Source organism: Ralstonia sp. 1138 (assembly GCF_040544795.1).
In the GTDB taxonomy this organism is placed as follows: domain Bacteria; phylum Pseudomonadota; class Gammaproteobacteria; order Burkholderiales; family Burkholderiaceae; genus Ralstonia; species Ralstonia flatus.
Genome location: NZ_JBEPKQ010000001.1, coordinates 688,733 through 708,614 on the forward strand (window position 1 = coordinate 688,733; position 19,882 = coordinate 708,614).

The window sequence follows — 19,882 nt, forward strand, 5'->3', positions numbered from 1 at the left end:
CCGCAGCCGGAAGAGGGAACAGGGCCGCGCACCGCGTGCGTGCCCGCATCTATGCTGCCGATTCATCTGCTTTCCACCGGCAAGGCACTGCCGGAACAACAGGTCACGTCCGCTGAACTGGATGCCCGCCTGGGCCATCGGGCAGGGTACGTGCGCAAGAAGTCCGGCATCGACGTTCGCCACCATGCCACGCTGGCCGAGCACCAGTCGGAACTCGCCGGCGCTGCCGTGCGCGATGCACTGCGCCGCGCCGATGTTCCGGCCGCGTCCATCGACCTGCTGATTTCCGCCTCGGGCGTGCAGGAACAGGCGCTACCCAACACGGCCGCGCGCATCCTCGAGCCCGCCGGGCTGCCGGCCGGCACGCCCGCGTTTGACGTCAACGCGAGTTGCCTGAGCTTCGTGACGGCGCTGCATGTGGCGGGCAGCCTCCTGACGACGGGCGCGTACAAACGCATCGCCGTGGTGGCGTCCGACCTCGCCTCGCGCGGCATCGACTGGGACGATGCCGAGACGGCGTTGATATTCGGCGACGGGGCAGCGGCGGTCATCATCGAGGCAGCACCGTCGATATCCGGCGCGGGCATCCACGCCTACCGCATGGAGACCTACCCCGCCGGCAAAACCTACTGCGAAATCCGCGCGGGCGGCACGCGCCGCAACCCGCGCACCGGCGCGCAACCGACCGATTACCTGTTCCACATGGATGGCAAGCGCGTATTCAAGCTCGCCTCGCAACTGATGGACGGTTTCCTCGATCGGCTGTTCGCGGGCAGCCAATACACGCTGGGCGACATGCATGTCGTCGTGCCGCACCAGGCAAGCCACCTGGGGATGCAGCATCTGCGCAAACGGCTGGGCGTGCCGGAAGCCAGCGTGGTCGATATCTACGCGCAGCACGGCAACCAGGTAGCCGCGTCGATTCCCACCGCGCTGCATGAAGCGGTGACGACCCAACGCATCGAGCCCGGCAAACCGGTGCTGCTGGTCGGCACGGCGGCCGGCCTGACGCTCGGCGGCATGGTGCTGACGCTATGACGACGCTGGTGACGGGCGCCACCGGTGGGCTCGGCCGCAACGCGGTCGACGCGCTGCTCGCGCAAGGCGCCCGCGTGCGCGCGACGGGGCGCGATGCCACGCAACGCGACGCCTTTGCCGCCCGTGGCGCAGACTATGTGCCGGCCGATCTGGCACAGCTGACACCCACCACGCTGGATGCGCTGCTCGACGGTGTCGACACGGTCTGGCATTGCGCGGCGCTGTCATCGCCGTGGGGCGCGTATGCGGACTTCTACGCGGCCAATGTGCGCGCTACGGCGGCGCTCGCCGAAGGTGCCGTCAAGCGTGGCGTCCGCCGCTTCGTGCATATCTCTACACCGTCGATCTATTTCGACTACCAGCATCACGCCGATCTGCCCGAGAGCTATCGCCCCGCGCGCTTCGCCAATCATTACGCGGCGACGAAGATGCTGGCAGAGGCGGCCATCCAGCAGCAGGTCGCCACGCAGCACCGCACGCACTTCGTCATCCTGCGGCCGCGCGGGCTGTTCGGCCCGCACGATCGCGTGGTCCTGCCGCGCATCCTGCACTTGCTGGAGCTGCGCGGCGGCGTACTGCCCCTGCCCCGTGGCGGCGCGGCACGCATGGACCTGACCTATCTGGAAAACGTGGTGCATGCCATGCAGTGCGCCACCACGGCGAGCGTGCCTTCCGGCGCCGCCTACAACATCACCAACCATGCGCCTGCCACGCTGCGCGATCTCCTCGATGAACTGCTGGGGCAGCAGCTCGGCCTGCGTTATCGCATCCGCGCGGTGCCGTATCCGGCCATGGCATTGGCCGCACGCGTCATGGAAGCCGGCAGCGCCGTCACGCACCGTGAGCCGCTGCTCACGCGCTACAGCGCTGCGGCCCTGCACTACGACATGACGCTCGCCAACGACCGCGCGCGCATCGAACTCGGCTACGTGCCGCCCATCGACATGGCCGAAGGCATTCGCCGCACGGCTCACTGGTTACGTGAACATGGCAACGTTGTCCGTTTTTGAAGCCGGGTACTGCACGCATACCGCGTGTGTGGCGCTGCGCGGCGCGGGCCTGCGCACCTGCGCGTTTCCCGCACGCGCCTGGCTGATCGAAGCCGCCGGGCGGCGCTGGCTGTGGGACACCGGCTATGCCTCGCATTTCCATGACCACACGCGCAGCGGCCTGTTTGCGATCTATCGCAAGGTCACGCCCGTGTATTTCGACACGTCGGAATCCATGGCGGCGCAGCTTGCGCAACAGGGCGTGCGCCCGGCTGATCTGGATGGATTGATCGTCTCGCATTTCCACGGTGACCACGTTGCCGGCCTGCGCGACTTTCCGGGCGTGCCGGTCATCTGCTCCGGCGAAGGATGGATGCACCTGCGCGCACTGCGTGGCGTTTCCGCGTTGCGGCGCGCCTTCGTGCCGGGGCTGATTCCGGAAGATTTTGAAACGCGCACGCGCTTTGTCGAACAGTTCGAGCAAGTTGCCCTGCCACCGGAGCTGGCGCCATTCACATCCGCCTGGGCCTTGCCCGACAGCAACGGCGACGTGCTGCTCGTGCCGCTGCCCGGCCACGCCGCCGGGCACCTTGGCGCGTTCGTGCGCACGCAGGAAGGCTGGGTGCTGCTGGCGGCCGACGCCGCCTGGTCGCCGCTGAGCTATCGCGAACTGCGCGGGCCATCGGTATTGGCGTATTCGATCATGGAAGACCGCCATGCCTACTTCGACACGCTGCGCAAGCTGCACGCGCTCGATGCGGGCGGCCACGTACGCATCCTGCTCACACATGAGGGGGCGTTGTGACGGCGTTGCACCGCCTGCTGTGGTCGTACTGGCAAACGCGCCGGCTGCGGCTGCCTGATCGCGCCGCGCTGGAAGCGCACCAGCAGCGGCAGATCTCGCGCTTCACGCAACGCGTGCTGACTCGCAGCCCGTATTTCCGCCCGTTCGCATCGAAGCCGATGCAGGAATGGCCGTTGATGGACAAGGCCACGATGATGGCCCATTTCGACGCCATGAACACCGCCGGCCTGCGCCTGAACGACGTGCTGACCTGCGCGCAACAGGCCGAGCAGTCACGCGATTTCCGGCCGACGGTCGGTGCGTATTCGGTGGGTTTGTCGTCAGGCACCTCCGGCGGACGCGGCGTATTCGTCGTGAGCCCGACCGAGCGTGCGCAGTGGGCCGGCGTCCTGCTCGCCAAGCTGCTGCCGCGCGGGCTGTTGCATGGCGAGCGCGTCGCCCTGTTCCTGCGCGCCAACAGCAATCTGTACACGGCCGTGCGCAACCCGTGGCTGACGTTCTCGTTCTTTGATCTGTTCGCGCCGTTCGCATCGCACCGCGCGCCGCTGGAAGCATTGCAGCCGACCATCATCGTGGGGCCGGCGCAGGTGCTGCGTGCCCTCGCGATGGAGAAGTTGGCCGGCCGGCTCGACATCGCGCCCGTGCAGGTGCTGTCCGGCGCCGAAGTGCTGGAACCGATGGACCGCGCACTGCTTGCGCAGGCCTTTGGCAACGTCGGCGAGGTCTACCAGGCCACCGAAGGCTTTCTGGGCGCGACCTGCCCGCACGGCACGCTGCACCTGAACGAAGCGCACGTGCACATCGAGCCGCAATGGCTGGACGCGCGCCGCTTCGTCCCCGTCATTACCGATTTCACACGCAGCACGCAGCCCATCGTGCGCTACCGACTGGATGACATCCTCATCCTCCGCGAGCCGGCGCTGGGCGCTTGCCCCTGCGGCAATCCGGCGATGGCCATCGAGCGCATCGAAGGCCGCTGCGACGATACGCTCGTCCTGCCCGCGCTGGGCGGCGGCACTGTCACGCTGTTTGCCGACGTGTGTTCGCGGGCGCTGGCACAGGCGCTGCCGCTCCACGCAGACTATCGCCTGGTGCAGACCGATGCGAACACGCTCGCGTTGTCCATTCAACCAGCCGACGCCGACATTGCACGCGCGTGCCGGGCGCACCTGGCCGATGTCTTCGCCTGCCAGGGCGTCGATGCATCGCGCGTGACGTGGCACGCCACGCCCGAGCGCATCGCCACCGATTTCACCACCAAGCGCCGCCGCATCGTCCGGCTCGCGGCGCCGGGAGCGGCACGATGAGTCCGCTCGCCACGCGCCTGCGTCATATGGCCTTGGGCTGGTGTTCGGTGGGCCTCGTCTATGGCCTCTGCGGAGCGCTGCAAGGCGTTGGCACGATCGTGCCCGAGACTGCACTGGACCGCGCCATTCCGTTCAGCACCTCGGGCATCTGGCTGTACGTGTCGTTCTTCGTGCTGATTCCGCTGGCGTACTTGCAGGCCGACATGTCGCGGCTGCCCTGGCTGGAACGCGCCATGCAGATGAGCGCGCTCGTGAGCGGTGCGGTGTTCATGCTGTGGCCGACCACGCTGCACTACCCGCCGTTGGCGGATGCATCGTTGCCGGGCAGCGTGCAGCGCATGCTGATCGCCATGGATTCCAGCCAGAACTGCCTGCCCTCGCTGCATGGGGCGCTTACGCTGCTCTCGATGTGGGCACTGGCGGATTCGCGCAGGCCGATGCGCACGGCGCTCGCCGCCGCCTGGGGGCTCGGCATCCTGTACGCCACGATCCAGACGCGCCGGCACGTCGCACTTGACCTGTCGGCTGGCGTAGCCGTGGGCGTGCTGTGCGGTGCGGCTGTCCGTCTATGGTTGGCGCGGCGGGCGTCAACGCTCTCTATCGAACCGGTGTCCACATGAATGCCTTTGCCCTGCCGCTTGCATTGATGCTCGGCTGCGTGCTGCTGGAACTGGCTGCGCTCAAGTGGTGGCGCGGTCAGCCGCTGCCGTGGCGCGACGTGATCCTCAACCTCAACTCTGGCCACGTGCTGATGTGGCTGTGCCGCGGCGTGGAAGTCGCCGGCTTCACGTGGCTATATGCCCATGCCAGCCTGCATTGGGTGGATGGCTGGCATCCGGTTGCGGGCTGGGCCTTCGCGTTTGTCGCTTGGGATCTCGGCTTCTACTGGCTGCACCGCATGCACCACAAGCTCGGCTTTCTGTGGGCGATCCACGCCGTGCATCACGAGGGCGAGCATTTCAACCTGTCGCTGGGCGTGCGCAACGCGTGGCTGTCGTCGCTGACATCGCTGCCGTTCTTCGTGCCGCTGGCGCTGTTGGGCGTCACGCCGGAAATGTTCGTGGCGGTGTCGGGCCTGCATTACTCGGTGCAGTTCTACAACCACTGCGGACTGGTCGGCCGCTCGGGGGTGCTGGACCGCTTCATGGTCACGCCCGCCAACCACCGCGTGCATCACGGCTGCAACCCGGAATACATCGACCGCAATTTCGGCGGCACGCTGCTGCTGTGGGACAAGCTGTTTGGCACCTATCAGCGCGCGCTGGCGGACGTGCCGATCCGCTACGGTGTGCACAAGCCCACCCACAGCGACAACCCGTTCTGGGCCAACGTGGTGCCGGCATTGCAATGGCTGGGGCTGCGTACGCCGCATTTGCAACGCGATACGCGCACCACGCCCGCCGGCTGGATCGCCACCGGCGGTGTGCTGCTGTTTGGCGTGGTGATCGACTATGTGCGCACCGACGGCCTGTGGCCCGGGCACTGGCAAGCGGTCTGGTTCGCGCTCATCCTGCTGCTCACGCTGGCGATGGGCGGTTTGTCGGATGGGCGCGGCTGGGGACGCTGGCTTTGGCCGCTGCTGGCGCTTGCGCTGCCCGTGCTGATGATCGGCATATGCGGCGCGGGCGATGCATTGTCCGACACGTTGGCGGATGCGCTCGGGTTGCATGGTCTTGCTTGCGGACTGTGGCACGCGCTGCGGACCGAATCGCCGCTCTCTTCTTCGCCACATGCCGAATCTCGCTAAGCTCCGCTACGCTTCACCGCGCGCCTCGTCGCTGGCCGAAGATTTGCGCCGTGCCGCGCACGACCATCTGCAGGCGCACGGCGACCATCGCTTTGCCGATGTGCAGTTCATTGCCAAGGGCACCCTGCTCGTTGTGGTATCCGCGCTGCTGTATGGCGTCATGATGACGGCCACGAGTGCGACCACATTCGTGCTCGCCTACATGGCCTTTCCGTTCATCGCGATGCTGCTGGCCATGAACGTGCTGCACGACGGCGCGCATCGGGCGCTCTCCCCCTGGGCATGGCTGGACCGCCTCATGACGCGTATGACCGCCATCCCGCTCGGCATCGAACCGGCCTACTGGACGGTGCGCCACGTGCACTATCACCACGCGCATGCCAACGTGGAGCACTACGACCTCGACACCGCTGCAAACCGCTTCCTGCGGCAGACGCCCTTTCAGCCGTGGTATCCGCAGTTTCGCTATCAGCATCGCTACTGGCCGCTGATTGCCGCACTGTCGCTGCCTTACATCAACTGGATCTACGACTGGTCGGATCGCCTTGGCCTCACGCCGCTGGCAGCGGATCGCGTGTTGCCCGGCCCGCGTGGCTGGGTGACGTTCCTGTCTGCGAAGGCGCTGCACTTGCTGATTGCCGTGGCGGTGCCGGCCTGGGTGGCACATCGGCTCGGCCTCGGCTGGGGCTGGGTGGCGTTCGGCTACTTCGCGGGGCAGATGCTGGCGTCATGCGTGCTGGTCGCGTTGATCCTGGGCACGCACTGGGCAGACGTGACGTTCTATCTGCCACCCGAATCCGGCCAGCTGCCCCACACATGGCACGAGCATGCATTCCACACCGCGTGCGACTGGCGACCGCAACCGGCGTGGATCGGCTACTGGCTCGGGGGCCTGAACTGGCACCTGACGCATCACCTCTTCCCGACGTATAGCCACCGGCACTATCCGGCGCTGGCCGCACGTGTGGCGGAGGTGGCGCGCGCTCATGGACTTGACTACCGAACGCTCACCTACCGCGAGTTGCTGACTGCGCAGCAGACCTTCCTGCGCGCCATGGGCCAACGCCCGAACTGACGCGCAGGCAACAGGCGCAGCCTCAGTTGCGCGCCTCGACCGCGTGCACCGCGTCCAGAATCACCTTGGCCACATCCTGCGGCCGCGACTGCTGCGGCACGTGGCTCGTTGGTAGCGTCGTGACCTTGGCGCCAATCTTCCTAGCCATGGCGCGCTCCAGATCCGGTTGGATCATGCGGTCGTGTGCGCTGACGATAAACCACGACGGCTTGCTCTGCCATGCCGCCACCGTGGTGCGCTCGCCAAATGCCGAGGCCTTGATGGGACCTTGCGTCGCAGCCATCACGCGCGCCTGCGTTGCCGGCACGTCCTGTGCAAAGTCGCTCGCCAGCGCCGCAGCGGGCAGTGACAGATAGCCGTTGGCGTCAGCGACGAGCTTGCCGATGCCCGGCGCAGGCGCGTAGTCCTTGCCCACCTCTTCCGTCGACTGGCCGGCGTCCGGCGCAAACGCCGCCACGTACACCAGGCCCGCAACCTTGCTGTCCGCACCGGCTTCGGTGATGACCGTGCCGCCCCATGAATGCCCCACCAGCACGACCTTGCCCGGCTGGTTGCCGATGGCGCGGCGCGTGGCAGCCACGTCATCGGCCAGCGAGTTCAGCCCGTTCTGCACCGCCTGCACCTTCACGCCCTTGGCCTGCAGCAGCGGGATCACCTTGGCCCAGTCGGACCCATCGGCGAAGGCGCCGTGCACGATCACGACGGAAGGTTGATCGGCGTCGGCTGCCGTGGCGGCCAACAGGGGCGCACTGGCGGCCATGCCGAGTGCCAGCACTGCGATGGAGACGGCTTTGCGGTTGAACATGTCGGGTCCTTGTTGTCTGTTCGGTTCTCAGTGGGATGGGGTTGCGCGTGCCGCCGCGTCAGGCGTGCGCACCGTCGTAGTACGGGTTCGCGCTGCGGGCACCGTCGGTGTAGATGTCGGTGGAGCGCGCACCGTCCGTATAGACGTCGGACGAACGCGCGCCCTCGGTGTAGGCATCCACCGCACTCTGCACGGCGCGGGCGCCTTCGGTGTACGGGTCGCGGGCGCCGACGGATGAAGCGGCTTGCGCACCGGCAGCGGCCACAGCGAGGGCAACAACAGCAAGGGTCTTGGCGAGATTGCGGGTCATGATCGTTTTCCTTTTGAACAGTTGGGTTGGGATTGCGGCCCGCCGGTGCCTTGCTTGGCATCAGGCCGGCGTCGTGGCCACGGAATGCATTTAAGGCGCCGCACGTATCCGCCACGTAGCGACGTGCTGCCCGTTTTGTCTGGACGTGTACCGGAGCCGCCACCGGATACAAACGCATACAAAACCCCGTCCATCGATGCTCGTTGCTACAAAGCAATACAAATCGGCGGCATCGTGAAACCGACCGGATACATCGCGGGCGCCCAATGCTGGAAACGAGGAGAGCAAGACCCCGCCTCGTCATCCATCCTTGATCACTGGAGCCCTCATGCAACCGAATCGATTGACCGCAACCTTGCTCGTACTCGCAGGCGCGCTAGGTGCGCACAACGCATTTGCGCAAGCCGCCGGCGTGCATCGGACCGACCTCGTCCATCACGACCTGAGCACGCCTGGCCGCGAGACCCTGCAAGTGCGTGTGGATTTTGACGAGCGTGCGTTTGCCCCCGCACATGTCCACCCCGGCGAGGAAATCGCCCACGTCCTGCAAGGCACGATCGAATACCGGCTGGAGGGCCAGCCGCCCGTGACGCTGCAAGCCGGCGATTCGCTGTTCATTCCGGCAGGCGTTGCGCACTCGGCAAGAAACGTCGGCAGCGGCAAGGCCTCGGAACTGGCGACGTATGTCGTGAAGTCCGGTGAGCCGCTGGTCACGCTTGTTCACTAACCCGCTGTCCCCTCCCCCACAAAGAGAGAACCCCCATGTCGAACCCCGTCAACCTCCGCCGTCGCCGCCTTCTGGGCACCACCATCGCCAGCATTGGTGTGCTGGATCTCGGGCTGGCCGAACTCGTGCAGGCGCAACCGGCACCGTCCTCCAGCGCAAGCACGCTGCTGAGCGGGCAGGCCAACCCGTTCGGCGCGCTGCAACAGATCGATGCCGGCGTGCTCAACATCGGCTATGCAGACCTGGGCCCCAAGAACGGCCCCGTGATGATCCTGCTGCATGGCTGGCCGTATGACATCTACAGCTATGCAGAAGTCGCGCCCGCGCTGGCGGCGGCGGGCTATCGCGTGCTGGTGCCGTACCTGCGCGGCTATGGAACGACGCGCATCCGCTCGGCAGACACGCCCCGCAACGGGCAGCAGGCTGCGCTGGCCGCCGACATCATCGCGTTCATGGACGCGCTGAAGATCAAGCAGGCGCACTTTGGCGGATACGACTGGGGCGCGCGCACGGCAGACATCATTGCAGCGCTGTGGCCGGAACGCTGCAAGACGCTGGTGTCTGTGAGCGGCTACCTGATCGGCAGCCAGGAGGCGAACCGCAAGCCGCTGCCGCCGGCCGCGGAATTTGCGTGGTGGTACCAGTTCTATTTCACGACGGAACGCGGCGCGCAGGGCTACGCCGCCAACTGCAAGGAATTCAACCGGCTGATCTGGAAGCTGGCGTCGCCCACGTGGAAGTTTGACGACGCCACGTACGACCGCAGCGCCACCGCGTTCGACAACCCCGACCACGTCGACATCGTCATCCACAACTACCGCTGGCGCCTGGGGCTGGCGCAGGGTGAAACGAAGTACGACGCGCTGGAACAACGCCTGGCCACCGGGCCCGCCATTACGGTGCCCACCATCACCATGGAAGGGGACGCCAACGGCGCACCGCACCCCGAGCCGTCGGCTTACGCGAAGAAGTTCACGGGCAAGTACCAGCACCGCAACATCGGTGGTGGCATCGGGCACAACCTGCCCCAGGAAGCACCGAAGGCGTTTGCGCAAGCCATGCTGGATGTGGTGAAGCTGTAGCGCATCGAGGCGACCGACGCATGCGGCTCACAGCGCCGAGAGCAATCCTTGGGGCAATCCGCGTGTGAGCGCCAGCAGCGTCATCACGGCCGGCATGGCCGCCGCGGCCATCACCGTCTGCGCCGCGGTGATGCCGGCCATGAGCGGCGCGTCACCGCCCAGCTGGCGCGCCATGATGTACGACGAAGATGCCGTGGGCAGCGCCTGGAACAGCAGCGCTACGATCAATGCGGCATCGGTCAGGCCTAGCGCGTGACCAAGGGAAAGCGTCAGCACGGGCATCGCCAGGAACTTGATGACCGACGACACGAGCACCGGCTGCGCCCACGAACGCACGCCGCTGAAGTTCAGCGCCGCACCCACGCACAACAGGCCCAACGGCATCGATGCCAGGCCGAGCGCCCGCACCGCCGGCTCGATCGCCACAGGCATCTGCAGGCCCAGTGCCTGCATGGCAATGCCCAGCGTGCAGGCCACCACCGGCGGATTCGTCACGATCTGACGCGCCAGTGCACGGCCGGTGAGCCGCACCGCGCCATAGCGGGCAAAGACCAGCACGCACAGCAGATTGACGGTCGGCACGATCGCCGCGTTGCATACCGCGGCGAGCGCAATCCCCTTGGCGCCGAAGAGGCCCGTGGCGAGCGACACGCCGACGTAGTTGTTGAACCGCACGGCCCCTTGGAATACCGAGGTGAACGCCGCCCCGTCCACCTGCATCCACGGTCGGGCCAGCATCAGCGCGACGGCCACCAGCAATGTCGCGCCGATCAACGTCAGCACCAGCGGCAGCACGGGCAAAGCCTGCATATGCGCCGTGGCCAACCCATGCATGAATAGCGACGGCAGCAGGACGTAGTAGCAGAGCCGCTCAGCCTGCGGCCAGAAGGTTTCAGCGATGAAAGCGGAGCGCTTGAGCCAATGGCCGAGCGCAACCAGAAGGGCAACCGGCGCGAGCGCCAGCAGGATGGCAGCGGTCATGGCCGTGCTCCCGCACCTTGGCGTACCCGCAATGTGGATGAGAGGCAGAAGAACGTGCGGAACGACATGAGGTGCTCGAAGAAAATCAGGAACACCACCAAGCTATCACGCAGTCGCAGCAGCAATAATTGTTATTTATCCTACGATCAATGAGAAATTCTCATTGCAGAAGCGACGACGGCGTCGGCCAACGCCTGCGTAAAGCGCTGTGCCGCCCGCGATTGGTGTTCAAGCAGAACCACCGCGCGATGCAATTGCGGTTGCCCGAATGCCAGTCGCGCGATGGGCGGCAATTGCGTCAACTCGGCGTCGGAAAGCGCCACCACGGCGGCCCCCAATCCACTGGCCACCATCCGCACGATCGTGTCCTTGTTGTCCAGCACCATTTCTTCACGCACCCGCACGCCCAGGCGACGCAGTTCGGAAGCGATCATCCGGCCGGCCCAGGCCTGCGCATCGAAGCGGATGAACGGTAGTTCGGTCAGCAATGCACGCGCGTCGCGCTCGGCGTATTGCGCGGGCGCGAGCAGCCAGAAGCGGTCTTCATACAGCGTCGTCCAGACCAGTTCCGCCGGATGCGGCCGCACTGGGTGTGACGTGATCGCGGCATCCAGCTCGCCATCGGCCACGCGTTGCGCAAGCTCTGCCGACATGCCCGCAGCCACGTGCACGCGCAGGCCTGGATGCGCCGTCCGCAGGGCCAGCAACGCATTGGGCAGCGGCCCCGACAGCGCCGTCTGGATGGCACCAATGCGCAACCGGCCGACCAGCGCTTTCTCATCGCTCAGAGCATCGGGAATGCGGTCATACAGGGCGAGAATCTGTTCGGCCTGGGCGAGCACGATGCGACCCGCCTCGGTCAGCGCGGGCTCGCGGCGCGAGCGGTCGAACAGCCGGACGTTGAACTCCTCCTCCAGCGATTTCACCTGCAGGCTGACAGCGGATTGCGTGAGCCCGATGGCCTCCCCGGCGCGCGCAAACGTGCGATGGCGGGCGATGGCAACGAGGGTTCTCAAGGCGCGGAGAGACATGGCAGAGGCAAATTCGGGTCCGGTACAGAAGCGCATCGTACCTCCCGCCGCATGCCGCGGCGCCAGCGCCCTGCCGGCCCGCATCCGTTCACGCCACGCGCTGGGCCACGGCGCTTGCCGCCATGGCTGGTCGGCGCAGCTGGGGCAGCACCGGCTCAATGGTCAGAAAACGCGGCCTTCCTTCAGGTGCTGCGTTTCGCCATTCAGGTGGTAATCCCCCACCACCCGCGCCTTGTGCAGCAACGGGTTGTGGCTGAAGATCGTCCGCAGGTTGCGCCAGTGCCGGTCAAAGTTGTGCACGCGCGCCGTCATGGATGCACCGCCCGCTTCAAAGAGCTGCTGCGCGGCATGCAGCGCCAGCTTGCCGACAACCAACTGCGTTTGCGCCGTCGCCAGCGCGCCTTCCAGCACCAGTGCGTCGGCGTTTTCCGCTTCATTGCGGATGGCGTCGGCGGATCGATCCAGCACGCGCGCGTTCTCGCGCACCAGGGCATCGATGGCATGGCTATGTGCGGCGATGTCGCCCACCACCTGCTGGATGAAGTGGTCCTCCCGCGCAGACGGCGCCGGGCTGTGCAACACCGGCCGCCCATGATTGACCACATACCGCCGCGCGTCGGCCGCCACATTGCGCACAATGCCTGCCGCCACGGCCACCAGATGCAACTGGCGCAGTGCACCGGTATGGCGTCCCACCAGCGAGCTGCTGACGCGCGAGGCCACCTCGTCTGCGCGCACCTGCACGTGCTCGAACACGATGCTGCCGCTGGCCGTCATGCGCTGGCCCATCCCGTCCCAGTCGTCGATCACTTTCACGCCCTCGCGCGTGACCGGAATGATGATCTGCACGTTGCCGCCTGCGTCATCGTTGACATTGAAGCGGCCGTAATCGGCGAACGCCGTGCCGGTGGTGTAGTACTTGCGGCCGCTGAGGCGGTAGTTGGCGCCGTCGCGCTGGAGGGTCGTGGTCACCTCCCCCGGGCGCGACGTGCCGCGCTCGGTTGAACCGCCGCCAAAGAGGGCGCCCTCCAGCAGCCGATCCAACTGCGTCCGGTGAAACGCATCGAGCGGCGACAGACGGATGACCTCGGTCAGGTCGTAATGAATGCGCAACGCATGCGCCACGTTCGATTCGTGAGCGGCCAGCGTGCTGATCGTCTCGAACAGGTCGACGAGCGAGCCGCCCAGACCGCCCCACTCCACGGGAATGCGCAGCAAACCCAGACCCGACGCGCGAAAGTGCGCAAAGGCTTCGTACGGCAGCACGCGCCGCACTTCGCGTGCAGCAGCATCCGTTCCGATGCGCTCGGCCAGGGCAGGCAGGTCGGCAAGGGCTTCCCGCAGGCGGTCGGGGAGATGAAGATCGCGTGGCGTGTTCATAAGATCAGCACGATGAAAGCGGCTATGCAGCCGCGCGATTGGTCGGGCGACCGACAGGCCGCGCGAGGCCGAAATGCTCGCGCAGCGTGTGTCCGGCGTATTCGGTTCGAAACAGCCCGCGTTGCTGCAGGATGGGCACCACGCCATCGACGAAGTCCTGCAGCCCGCCCGGCAAGGCGTCGGGCATGAGATTGAAGCCGTCGGCCGCGCCGTGGCGGAACCAGTGTTCGATGTCGTCGGCGATCTGCTCGGGCGTGCCCACCAGCACGCGATGCCCGCCACCGCCGGCCAGTTCGCGAATCAGTTCGCGGACGGTCAATTGCTGACTGCGCGCCAATGCCAGTGTGGCGTTGAAAAACGTGTGATTGCCGTTGCCGTTGTTGGGCAAGGGCAAGTCGTCCGGCAGGCGTGCGTCGAGTTGCAGGCGCTCGACGGGCACACCGAGCGTGCCGGCCAGCCGCGTGAGGCTGTAATCCCATGGGATCAGGTCGACCAATGCATCGCGCCGCGCGCGGGCCTCCGCCTGTGTGGGCCCGATGATGGTGGTCAAACCGGGCAACACACGAATCGCCTCCGGCCCTCGCCCCAATGCCTGCGCGCGCGCCTTGAGTCCACGCGCATAGGCCAGCGCTTCTTCAAAGCCTTGCGATGCGGAGAACACGGCCTCCGCGTGGCGCGCGGCCAGTTCGCGGCCATCGGCCGAACCGCCCGCCTGCACCAGCACCGGATAGCCCTGTGGAGAACGCGGCAGGTTCAAGGGACCCTGCACACGAAAGAACTCGCCACGATGGGCGATGGGATGCACCTTCCGCACATCGACAAAGCTGCCGCCGGCCTTGTCGCCGACAAAGGCATCGTCTTCCCAACTGTTCCAGAGATCCTTGACGACGCTCGTGAATTCATCGGCGCGGGCATAGCGCTCGGTGTGGTCGGGCACGGTGTCCCGGCCGAAATTGCGTGCCGACGGCAGATCGGCGGTGGTGACCACGTTCCAGCCCGCGCGGCCGCCGCTCACATGGTCGAGCGTGGCAAAGCGCCGGGCGATGTTGAAAGGCTCGTTGTAGCTGGTCGAGGCCGTGCCGATCAGGCCGATGTGCGTGGTGGCCGCTGCGATGCTGGCCAGCAACACGGTGGGTTCCAGCGCGGTGATCGGCCGGAAGTGGATCTGATCGACGATGGCGGCGTTGTCTGCCAGGAACACGGCATCGAACTTGGCCGCCTCGGCAATCCGCGCCACCTTCACGTAGTGGTGCACGTCGGCAAAGGCGTACGGATCGCTCTCGGCCAGTCTCCAGGCCGACGGTACAAAGCCGGAGTGCAGGATGTTGACGTTCAGGTGCAATTGACGCGGTACCTGCGTGTCGCTCACGGGAAACCTCGGCGCTTGGACAAGCGCTCACCATACCGGCCATGCCGTGTCGCTCCAACGAAGCAATCGTTGCTTCGATATGCGGATTCACGGCGGTGAACATGCTGCGAATTTGCTACTTCGGTTTTGTTCGTGGACCAGCACTGCACGCCGCTTCTAGACTGGGCCACGTCTTCACAACACACGAGCCGCCTCATGAAACGACGCCCTTTCTTTTACGCCCTCCTGGCCGCTGCAACTGCCCTGACGCTGGCCGCCGGGTCCGTGCTGGCGGCAGACAAACCGATCAAGGTCGGTGTGCGCGGCGGTGTTGATGAAGAAATCTGGGAGGTCGTCACCCGCGTGGCCGAAAAGCAGGGGCTGAAGGTCCAGCCCATCGTCATCACCGGCACCGCAAGCCCCAACGAGGCGCTCAACAACGGTGATCTCGACGCCAATGCGTTCCAACACATCCCTTTCCTGCGCGACCAGATCAAGCAACGCGGCTACAAGCTGGTGACGGTAGGCAACACGCTCATCTCGCCCATCGCGTTCTACTCGCGCAAATACAAGTCGCTCGAAGCCCTGCCGGTGGGCGCCCGCATCGGCCTGCCCAACGACCCGAGCAACCAGACGCGTGCGCTTGTCATCCTGCGCGATCATGGCCTGATCAAACTGCGCGACGGCTTCGATCCCTTTACCGGCACGGCCACGCTGGCCGATGTGACGGCCAACCCGAAGAAGCTGGAGTGGGTGGAAAGTGCATCGGTCGTGCTTTCGCGCTCGCTGCCCGATGTCGACACGGCCGCCATCGTCAACACCTTTGCCTACCAGGCCGGATTGATTGCCACGCGTGACGGCATTGCGGTGGAGAAGAAGGAACGCAATCCGTACGTCAACGTGATCGTGGTCCGGGAACAGGACAAGAGCGCGCCGTGGGTGGCACCGCTGGTGAAGGCGTATCAGTCTGAAGAAGTGCGCCAGTTCATCCTGAGCAAGTACCAGGGCTCGGTCATCCCGGCGTTCTGAGGCAGTCGATCATGCCCCCGCTCGCGCCGCACCTCACTGCATTGCCGAACACGGCAGCCCCGGTCACGCCGCACATTGCGTTCGAACGCATCAGCAAGACCTATCCCGGCGCCAGCACGCTCGCGCTCGACAGCATTTCGTTCACTATCGCGCGCGGCGAGGTATTCGGCATCATCGGCCGCAGCGGCGCGGGGAAATCCACGCTGCTGCGCACGGTCAACATGCTGGAACGCCCCGACGCGGGCACGATCCGCATCGACGACATCGATGTCGGCCGCCTCGACGAAGACGGCCTGGTCGCGCTCCGCCGGCGCGTCGGCATGATCTTCCAGCACTTCAACCTGTTGTCGGCCAAGACCGTTTTCGAGAACGTTGCGCTGCCGCTTCGTGTGGCGGGTGTGCCGCGCGAAGCCATCGGGCCGCGTGTTACAGAGCTGCTCGATCTGGTCGGCCTGTCCGAAAAGGCCGGCGTGTATCCGGCGAAGCTCTCCGGTGGGCAAAAGCAGCGCGTCGGCATTGCCCGCGCGCTGGTGCATCGCCCGGAGATCCTGTTGTGCGACGAAGCGACGTCTGCGCTGGACCCTGAAACCACCGAACAGATTCTCCTGCTGCTGGGCGACATCAACCGGCGCCTGGGGCTGACCGTCGTGCTGGTCACGCATGACATGGCGGTGATCCGCGACGCCTGCGATCGCGTCCTGGTGCTCGACCAAGGCCGCATTGCCGAGCACGGCACGGTCGATCAGGTGTTCGCCGATCCGCATGCAGATGCCACGCTGGCACTGCTGCGTCCGCTGCGCCAACGCTCTGGCATGACGCCCGCCAAACCTGTTGCCCTCTTGGCCGATCCGCCGGGTCGCGCTTACGCCCATGCTTGAAAAATACCTGCGCGCGTTCGGCGAAACGCTCTTGATGGTCAGCAGCGCATGCCTGGTGGTATTCGTCGTCGGCCTGGCGTTGGCCATCGTGCTCACCACGTCGGCGCCGGGCGGCTTGCGGCCACGGCCGCGCCTGCACCGCGTGCTGTCGGTACTGGTCAATACGTTCCGCTCAATCCCTTTCATCATCCTGCTGGTGGCGATGCTGCCCGTCACCCGGCTCATTGTCGGCACGACCATGGGCACGTGGGCGGCTGTGGTGCCGTTGAGCGCCCATCTGATTCCGTTCTTTGCGCGTGTGTCCCAGGTGGGCCTGAACGAGGTCGATCGCGGCCTGGTGGAGGCCGCGCGCGCCATGGGCTGCCGCCGCTGGCACATCGTGCGGCACGTGCTGCTGCCCGAGGCGCTGCCCGCGCTCATCGGCGGCGCCACCGTGACGGTCATCGCCATGATCGGCGCTTCCGCCATGGCAGGTGCAGTGGGCGCCGGCGGGCTGGGCGATCTCGCTATCCGCTACGGTTACGAGCGTTACGAAACCGCCGTCATGTTCAACGTCATCGCCATCCTCATCGTGCTGGTGACGGCCGTGCAACTGGGCGGAGAGCGGCTGGCGCGCCAGTTCGATCACCGCCACTGACGGCGCCCGCCGAGGCCTGCCGATACCGTCAGTTGTGGCAGACCAGCCCATCCTGCAACTGGCTCACCTCGAAGGCAATGTCGCCGGCGCGCTGTGTCCGGGCGCGGGCCAGCGCACCGCCGGTCTTCCAGACGCGCACTGCACGGTCCACATAGTTGGCAGACATGGCATCGTGGGTGCGCAAGACGATCTGCGCCGCAGTGTTGTCCGGGGCGATGTCGTCTTCCAGCGTGCGGTAGAAGCGCCATTCCGGCAATTGCACCAGCCGTGCCAGCGCTTGCGCATCGTCTGCCAACGCCTGGCACTCGCCCGAAAGGAATCCCCAAATGGCACGGACCGCCGACGGATATTGCCGGGGGATGGCGCCATCACGCGCGGCCAATCCGCTGGCATACGGGCTGCCCTGCGCAACGCAGACCGTGCGTGCGCGCAGATCGGCGGCGAAGCGATACGGAGCCTTGCGCAGCACCACCAGCGCACCCTTCCCGCCGGTATACGCCGTGGGTACGGGCTGCCACGCTGCGGGCGCCGGTTGGCTGCCGGCGACGATCAGGTCGATATGCGCGTCGTGAGGCACTAGGCCGTCTGCCGGCAGGTTGACCAGCCGCAATTGCAATTGCAGGTGCTGCGCCAGCGCGGCCGCGAATTCGGCATCAAAGTGATCGGGCTCCATCGGTGCGGTCACCCCGGGCGGAGCCGGCCGCGCATAGGCGCGCACCGCCACGACCAGCTCACCATTGCGTTGCGCATCGCGCAGCACCGGGCCGAGCGGCAATGCGGCCCAGTCCGGCTCCGCTTGACGCTGCGCCAGCCAGGCCTGCATCGGCAAGGGCAAGCGCTCGGGCCAATGCGGAACGTAGGACATCAGCGCCGGCGCACCGAACCAGGCCAGCGCGCCTGTCGCTGCAATGCCCAGCGCAGCCAGCCACGGCCTGCGCAGGCGCCATGCCTGCGCAATCGGCGCGGTCACGATCGGCACGCGCCATGTGGGCGCACGCTCAGGCATTGAGCGTCAGGCCCTTGCGCCAGCGGGTCAGGCGCCGCTCGATCGATGCCAGGATGGTGTTCAGCACCAGCCCCAGCACGGCCAGCAGAAGAATGCCCGCGTACATCGTCGGAATCTGGAACACCTCCTGCGAATTCAGCGTCAGGAAGCCCAGTCCGGAATGCGCACCGATCATCTCCGCTGCCACCAACGCCGTCACGCAATACGTACCGGCCAGGCGGATGCCGGTGAAGATCGACGGCGTGGCCGCCGGCAACACCACCTTGCGGAACACGAACAGGTTCGACGCGCCCATCGAGCGCGCCGAGTGAATCAGCAACTTGTCGACCTGCCGCACCCCACCGATCGTGCTCAGCAGCACCGGCCAGAACGAAGCCCAGAAGATGATGGCCACCTTGGACAGCTCGCCGATCCCCAGAAAGAGGATGAACACCGGGAACAGCGCAAATGCGGAGGTCTGCCGAAACAGCTGGAGGATGGGATCGACAATCGCCTCGAAGCGCGTGAACCAGCCCATCAGCAAGCCCAGCGTCACACCCAGCGCGATGGCCAGCAGCAAGCCCCACAAGGAACGCTGCAGACTCGCGGCCACGTGCTTGAGAAGCGCCCCGCTATGCGCGAGTTGCCAGATCGCCTCGGCCACCTGCGACGGCGGGCTCAGGTAGGCATCGCTCACGATGCCCAGGCGCGGCACCAGTTCCCATAGCAGCAAAAATCCTACGATGCCGGCCACCCCCCATGCGTGATCGCCAAGACGGGCGGTCAACTTGCGCGTGCTCATCGTGCGGCCTCCGCAACGGCAATCTGGCCGCGGACATCGTGCTCTGCGGCGTGCAGCACGGCTTCGCCTTCCGCGCGCTCGCGCGGATCGGCAGTGGCGCCAAGCGGCCGGGGAGCGGCGCCCGGGTTGGCAAACTGCACTTCGTCCTTGAGGATGTCCCACGCCTGCTGGCGCAGCGCGACGAACGCCTCTGAATTGCGCAATTCCGGCAGGCGCGGGCGCGGCAACGGCACCTCCAGTATCTGCTTGACGGTGCCGGGCCGGCGCGTCATCACGGCGATGCGGTCCGACAGAAAAATGGCCTCATCCAGGCTGTGCGTGATGAAGACGATGGTCTTGCGGTACTGCTCCCAGATGCGCAGCAGTTCGCCCTGCAGGATCTCGCGCGTTTGCGCGTCGAGCGCGGCAAACGGTTCGTCCATCAGCAGCACATCAGGCTTGTAGGCCAGCGAGCGCGCAATCGCCACACGCTGCTTCATGCCGCCCGAAATCTCGTGCGGATAACGGGCACCCGCGCCCGTCAGGCCCACCAGCTCCAGATGCTCCTGCGCGATGCGGCGGCGCTCCGCCTTGGGCACGCCACGAATCTCCAGACCGACTTCGATGTTCTCCAGCACCGTGCGCCACGGAAACAGCGCGTAGCCCTGGAACACCACGCCTTGCTGCGGGTTGATGCCCGTGAGGGGCTGGCCGTCGATACGGATACTGCCGCCGGTGCGGTCGGTGAGCCCCGCCAGGATGCTGAGAAACGTCGACTTGCCGCACCCGGACGGCCCCAACACCGAGAGAAACTCGCCGTCGCGAATGTCCAGATCGAAGTCCCGCAGAACGGCCACGTCTTCCCGTTGCCCTGCATCGTTGCGTACGCTGTAATCCATGCGCACACCGCGCGCCACGATCTTGCTGCTCATCGTCGTGTCCTCGTC

At 66.3% G+C, this 19,882-nt stretch carries 21 protein-coding genes; 12 read left to right on the forward strand and 9 right to left on the reverse strand.

The annotated features are described in order from the left end of the window. Positions 1-51: 51 nt before the first annotated feature. From ABIC76_RS02965 to ABIC76_RS02995, 7 genes are read left to right on the forward strand one after another with little or no spacing between them, the layout of a single operon-like run. On the forward strand, positions 52-1,038 hold the full coding sequence (locus tag ABIC76_RS02965; protein WP_102065956.1) for a 3-oxoacyl-[acyl-carrier-protein] synthase III C-terminal domain-containing protein: 987 nt from the start codon (positions 52-54) through the stop codon (positions 1,036-1,038). Beyond that, positions 1,035-2,048 carry an NAD-dependent epimerase/dehydratase family protein gene (locus tag ABIC76_RS02970; RefSeq protein ID WP_354532914.1) on the forward strand — a complete coding sequence of 338 codons (1,014 nt, stop codon included), beginning with the start codon at positions 1,035-1,037 and terminating at the stop codon, positions 2,046-2,048. Before ABIC76_RS02965 ends, ABIC76_RS02970 begins: the two co-directional genes overlap by 4 nt. After that, entirely contained in the window at positions 2,026-2,832 is an 807-nt protein-coding gene (locus tag ABIC76_RS02975) for an MBL fold metallo-hydrolase (RefSeq protein WP_062738832.1), read from the forward strand. The genes ABIC76_RS02970 and ABIC76_RS02975 overlap by 23 nt, the downstream gene beginning before the upstream one ends. Continuing rightward, positions 2,829-4,139, forward strand: coding sequence for a F390 synthetase-related protein (locus ABIC76_RS02980; protein WP_354532915.1), 1,311 nt, complete (start codon positions 2,829-2,831; stop codon positions 4,137-4,139). The genes ABIC76_RS02975 and ABIC76_RS02980 overlap by 4 nt, the downstream gene beginning before the upstream one ends. Continuing rightward, positions 4,136-4,759 carry a phosphatase PAP2 family protein gene (locus tag ABIC76_RS02985; protein ID WP_257878150.1) on the forward strand — a complete coding sequence of 208 codons (624 nt, stop codon included), beginning with the start codon at positions 4,136-4,138 and terminating at the stop codon, positions 4,757-4,759. The genes ABIC76_RS02980 and ABIC76_RS02985 overlap by 4 nt, the downstream gene beginning before the upstream one ends. Continuing rightward, positions 4,756-5,886 (forward strand): sterol desaturase family protein, encoded by a 1,131-nt coding sequence (locus tag ABIC76_RS02990; RefSeq protein WP_354532916.1) that lies wholly within the window; start codon positions 4,756-4,758, stop codon positions 5,884-5,886. Before ABIC76_RS02985 ends, ABIC76_RS02990 begins: the two co-directional genes overlap by 4 nt. Beyond that, positions 5,870-6,961, forward strand: a complete 1,092-nt coding sequence (locus tag ABIC76_RS02995; protein ID WP_354532917.1) for an acyl-CoA desaturase — start codon at positions 5,870-5,872, stop codon at positions 6,959-6,961. The genes ABIC76_RS02990 and ABIC76_RS02995 overlap by 17 nt, the downstream gene beginning before the upstream one ends. A 22-nt stretch (positions 6,962-6,983) precedes the next feature. Here the strand turns inward: ABIC76_RS02995 and ABIC76_RS03000 are convergent, their stop codons facing one another. Together ABIC76_RS03000 and ABIC76_RS03005 are read right to left on the reverse strand one after the other, a co-directional pair. Continuing rightward, positions 6,984-7,766 carry an alpha/beta fold hydrolase gene (locus ABIC76_RS03000; protein WP_502947830.1) on the reverse strand — a complete coding sequence of 261 codons (783 nt, stop codon included), beginning with the start codon at positions 7,764-7,766 and terminating at the stop codon, positions 6,984-6,986. A gap of 58 nt (positions 7,767-7,824) precedes the next feature. Continuing rightward, entirely contained in the window at positions 7,825-8,076 is a 252-nt protein-coding gene (locus ABIC76_RS03005; RefSeq protein ID WP_027679343.1) for a hypothetical protein, read from the reverse strand. A gap of 328 nt (positions 8,077-8,404) precedes the next feature. Here ABIC76_RS03005 and ABIC76_RS03010 point away from each other — a divergent pair, with 328 nt between their 5' ends. Both ABIC76_RS03010 and ABIC76_RS03015 read left to right on the forward strand, forming a co-directional pair. Further along, complete coding sequence (locus tag ABIC76_RS03010; RefSeq protein WP_354532918.1) at positions 8,405-8,803, forward strand: cupin domain-containing protein; 399 nt, start codon at positions 8,405-8,407, stop codon at positions 8,801-8,803. Positions 8,804-8,838: 35 nt separating this feature from the next. Next, positions 8,839-9,885, forward strand: a complete 1,047-nt coding sequence (locus ABIC76_RS03015) for an alpha/beta fold hydrolase (protein WP_354532919.1) — start codon at positions 8,839-8,841, stop codon at positions 9,883-9,885. 27 nt (positions 9,886-9,912) lie between these two features. Here the strand turns inward: ABIC76_RS03015 and ABIC76_RS03020 are convergent, their stop codons facing one another. The 4 genes from ABIC76_RS03020 to ABIC76_RS03035 all read right to left on the reverse strand — a co-directional run bounded on the left by ABIC76_RS03020 (position 9,913) and on the right by ABIC76_RS03035 (position 14,646). Beyond that, positions 9,913-10,866: an AEC family transporter gene (locus tag ABIC76_RS03020; protein WP_354532920.1), complete on the reverse strand. Its 954-nt coding sequence runs from the start codon at positions 10,864-10,866 to the stop codon at positions 9,913-9,915. Positions 10,867-11,012: 146 nt separating this feature from the next. Then, positions 11,013-11,897, reverse strand: a complete 885-nt coding sequence (locus ABIC76_RS03025; protein ID WP_354532921.1) for a LysR family transcriptional regulator — start codon at positions 11,895-11,897, stop codon at positions 11,013-11,015. Between the two features lie 162 nt (positions 11,898-12,059). Next, a complete protein-coding gene (locus ABIC76_RS03030; RefSeq protein WP_354532922.1) occupies positions 12,060-13,277 on the reverse strand; it encodes an acyl-CoA dehydrogenase family protein in 1,218 nt (405 codons plus the stop codon). A gap of 22 nt (positions 13,278-13,299) precedes the next feature. Then, the gene (locus ABIC76_RS03035; RefSeq protein ID WP_102065944.1) at positions 13,300-14,646 is read right to left on the reverse strand and encodes an LLM class flavin-dependent oxidoreductase; all 1,347 of its coding nucleotides are present in this window, start codon (positions 14,644-14,646) and stop codon (positions 13,300-13,302) included. A 195-nt stretch (positions 14,647-14,841) separates the two neighbouring features. On the opposite strand from ABIC76_RS03035, the gene ABIC76_RS03040 reads away from it, so the two are divergent. Genes ABIC76_RS03040 through ABIC76_RS03050 form a run of 3 tightly spaced genes read left to right on the forward strand, consistent with a single transcriptional unit; the run spans position 14,842 to position 17,169 of the window. Then, on the forward strand, positions 14,842-15,654 hold the full coding sequence (locus ABIC76_RS03040) for a MetQ/NlpA family ABC transporter substrate-binding protein (protein ID WP_354532923.1): 813 nt from the start codon (positions 14,842-14,844) through the stop codon (positions 15,652-15,654). 11 nt (positions 15,655-15,665) lie between these two features. Then, complete coding sequence (locus ABIC76_RS03045) at positions 15,666-16,532, forward strand: methionine ABC transporter ATP-binding protein (RefSeq protein WP_502947831.1); 867 nt, start codon at positions 15,666-15,668, stop codon at positions 16,530-16,532. After that, entirely contained in the window at positions 16,525-17,169 is a 645-nt protein-coding gene (locus ABIC76_RS03050) for a methionine ABC transporter permease (RefSeq protein ID WP_045219594.1), read from the forward strand. The genes ABIC76_RS03045 and ABIC76_RS03050 overlap by 8 nt, the downstream gene beginning before the upstream one ends. A gap of 28 nt (positions 17,170-17,197) precedes the next feature. Here ABIC76_RS03050 and ABIC76_RS03055 read toward each other — a convergent pair whose 3' ends face one another. Genes ABIC76_RS03055 through ABIC76_RS03065 form a run of 3 tightly spaced genes read right to left on the reverse strand, consistent with a single transcriptional unit; the run spans position 17,198 to position 19,867 of the window. After that, positions 17,198-18,175 carry a type 2 periplasmic-binding domain-containing protein gene (locus ABIC76_RS03055; protein ID WP_354532924.1) on the reverse strand — a complete coding sequence of 326 codons (978 nt, stop codon included), beginning with the start codon at positions 18,173-18,175 and terminating at the stop codon, positions 17,198-17,200. Beyond that, on the reverse strand, positions 18,168-18,956 hold the full coding sequence (locus tag ABIC76_RS03060) for an ABC transporter permease (RefSeq protein WP_102065940.1): 789 nt from the start codon (positions 18,954-18,956) through the stop codon (positions 18,168-18,170). Before ABIC76_RS03060 ends, ABIC76_RS03055 begins: the two co-directional genes overlap by 8 nt. Next, positions 18,953-19,867 carry an ABC transporter ATP-binding protein gene (locus tag ABIC76_RS03065; protein WP_027679352.1) on the reverse strand — a complete coding sequence of 305 codons (915 nt, stop codon included), beginning with the start codon at positions 19,865-19,867 and terminating at the stop codon, positions 18,953-18,955. The genes ABIC76_RS03060 and ABIC76_RS03065 overlap by 4 nt, the downstream gene beginning before the upstream one ends. Between the last annotated feature and the right edge of the window lie 15 nt (positions 19,868-19,882).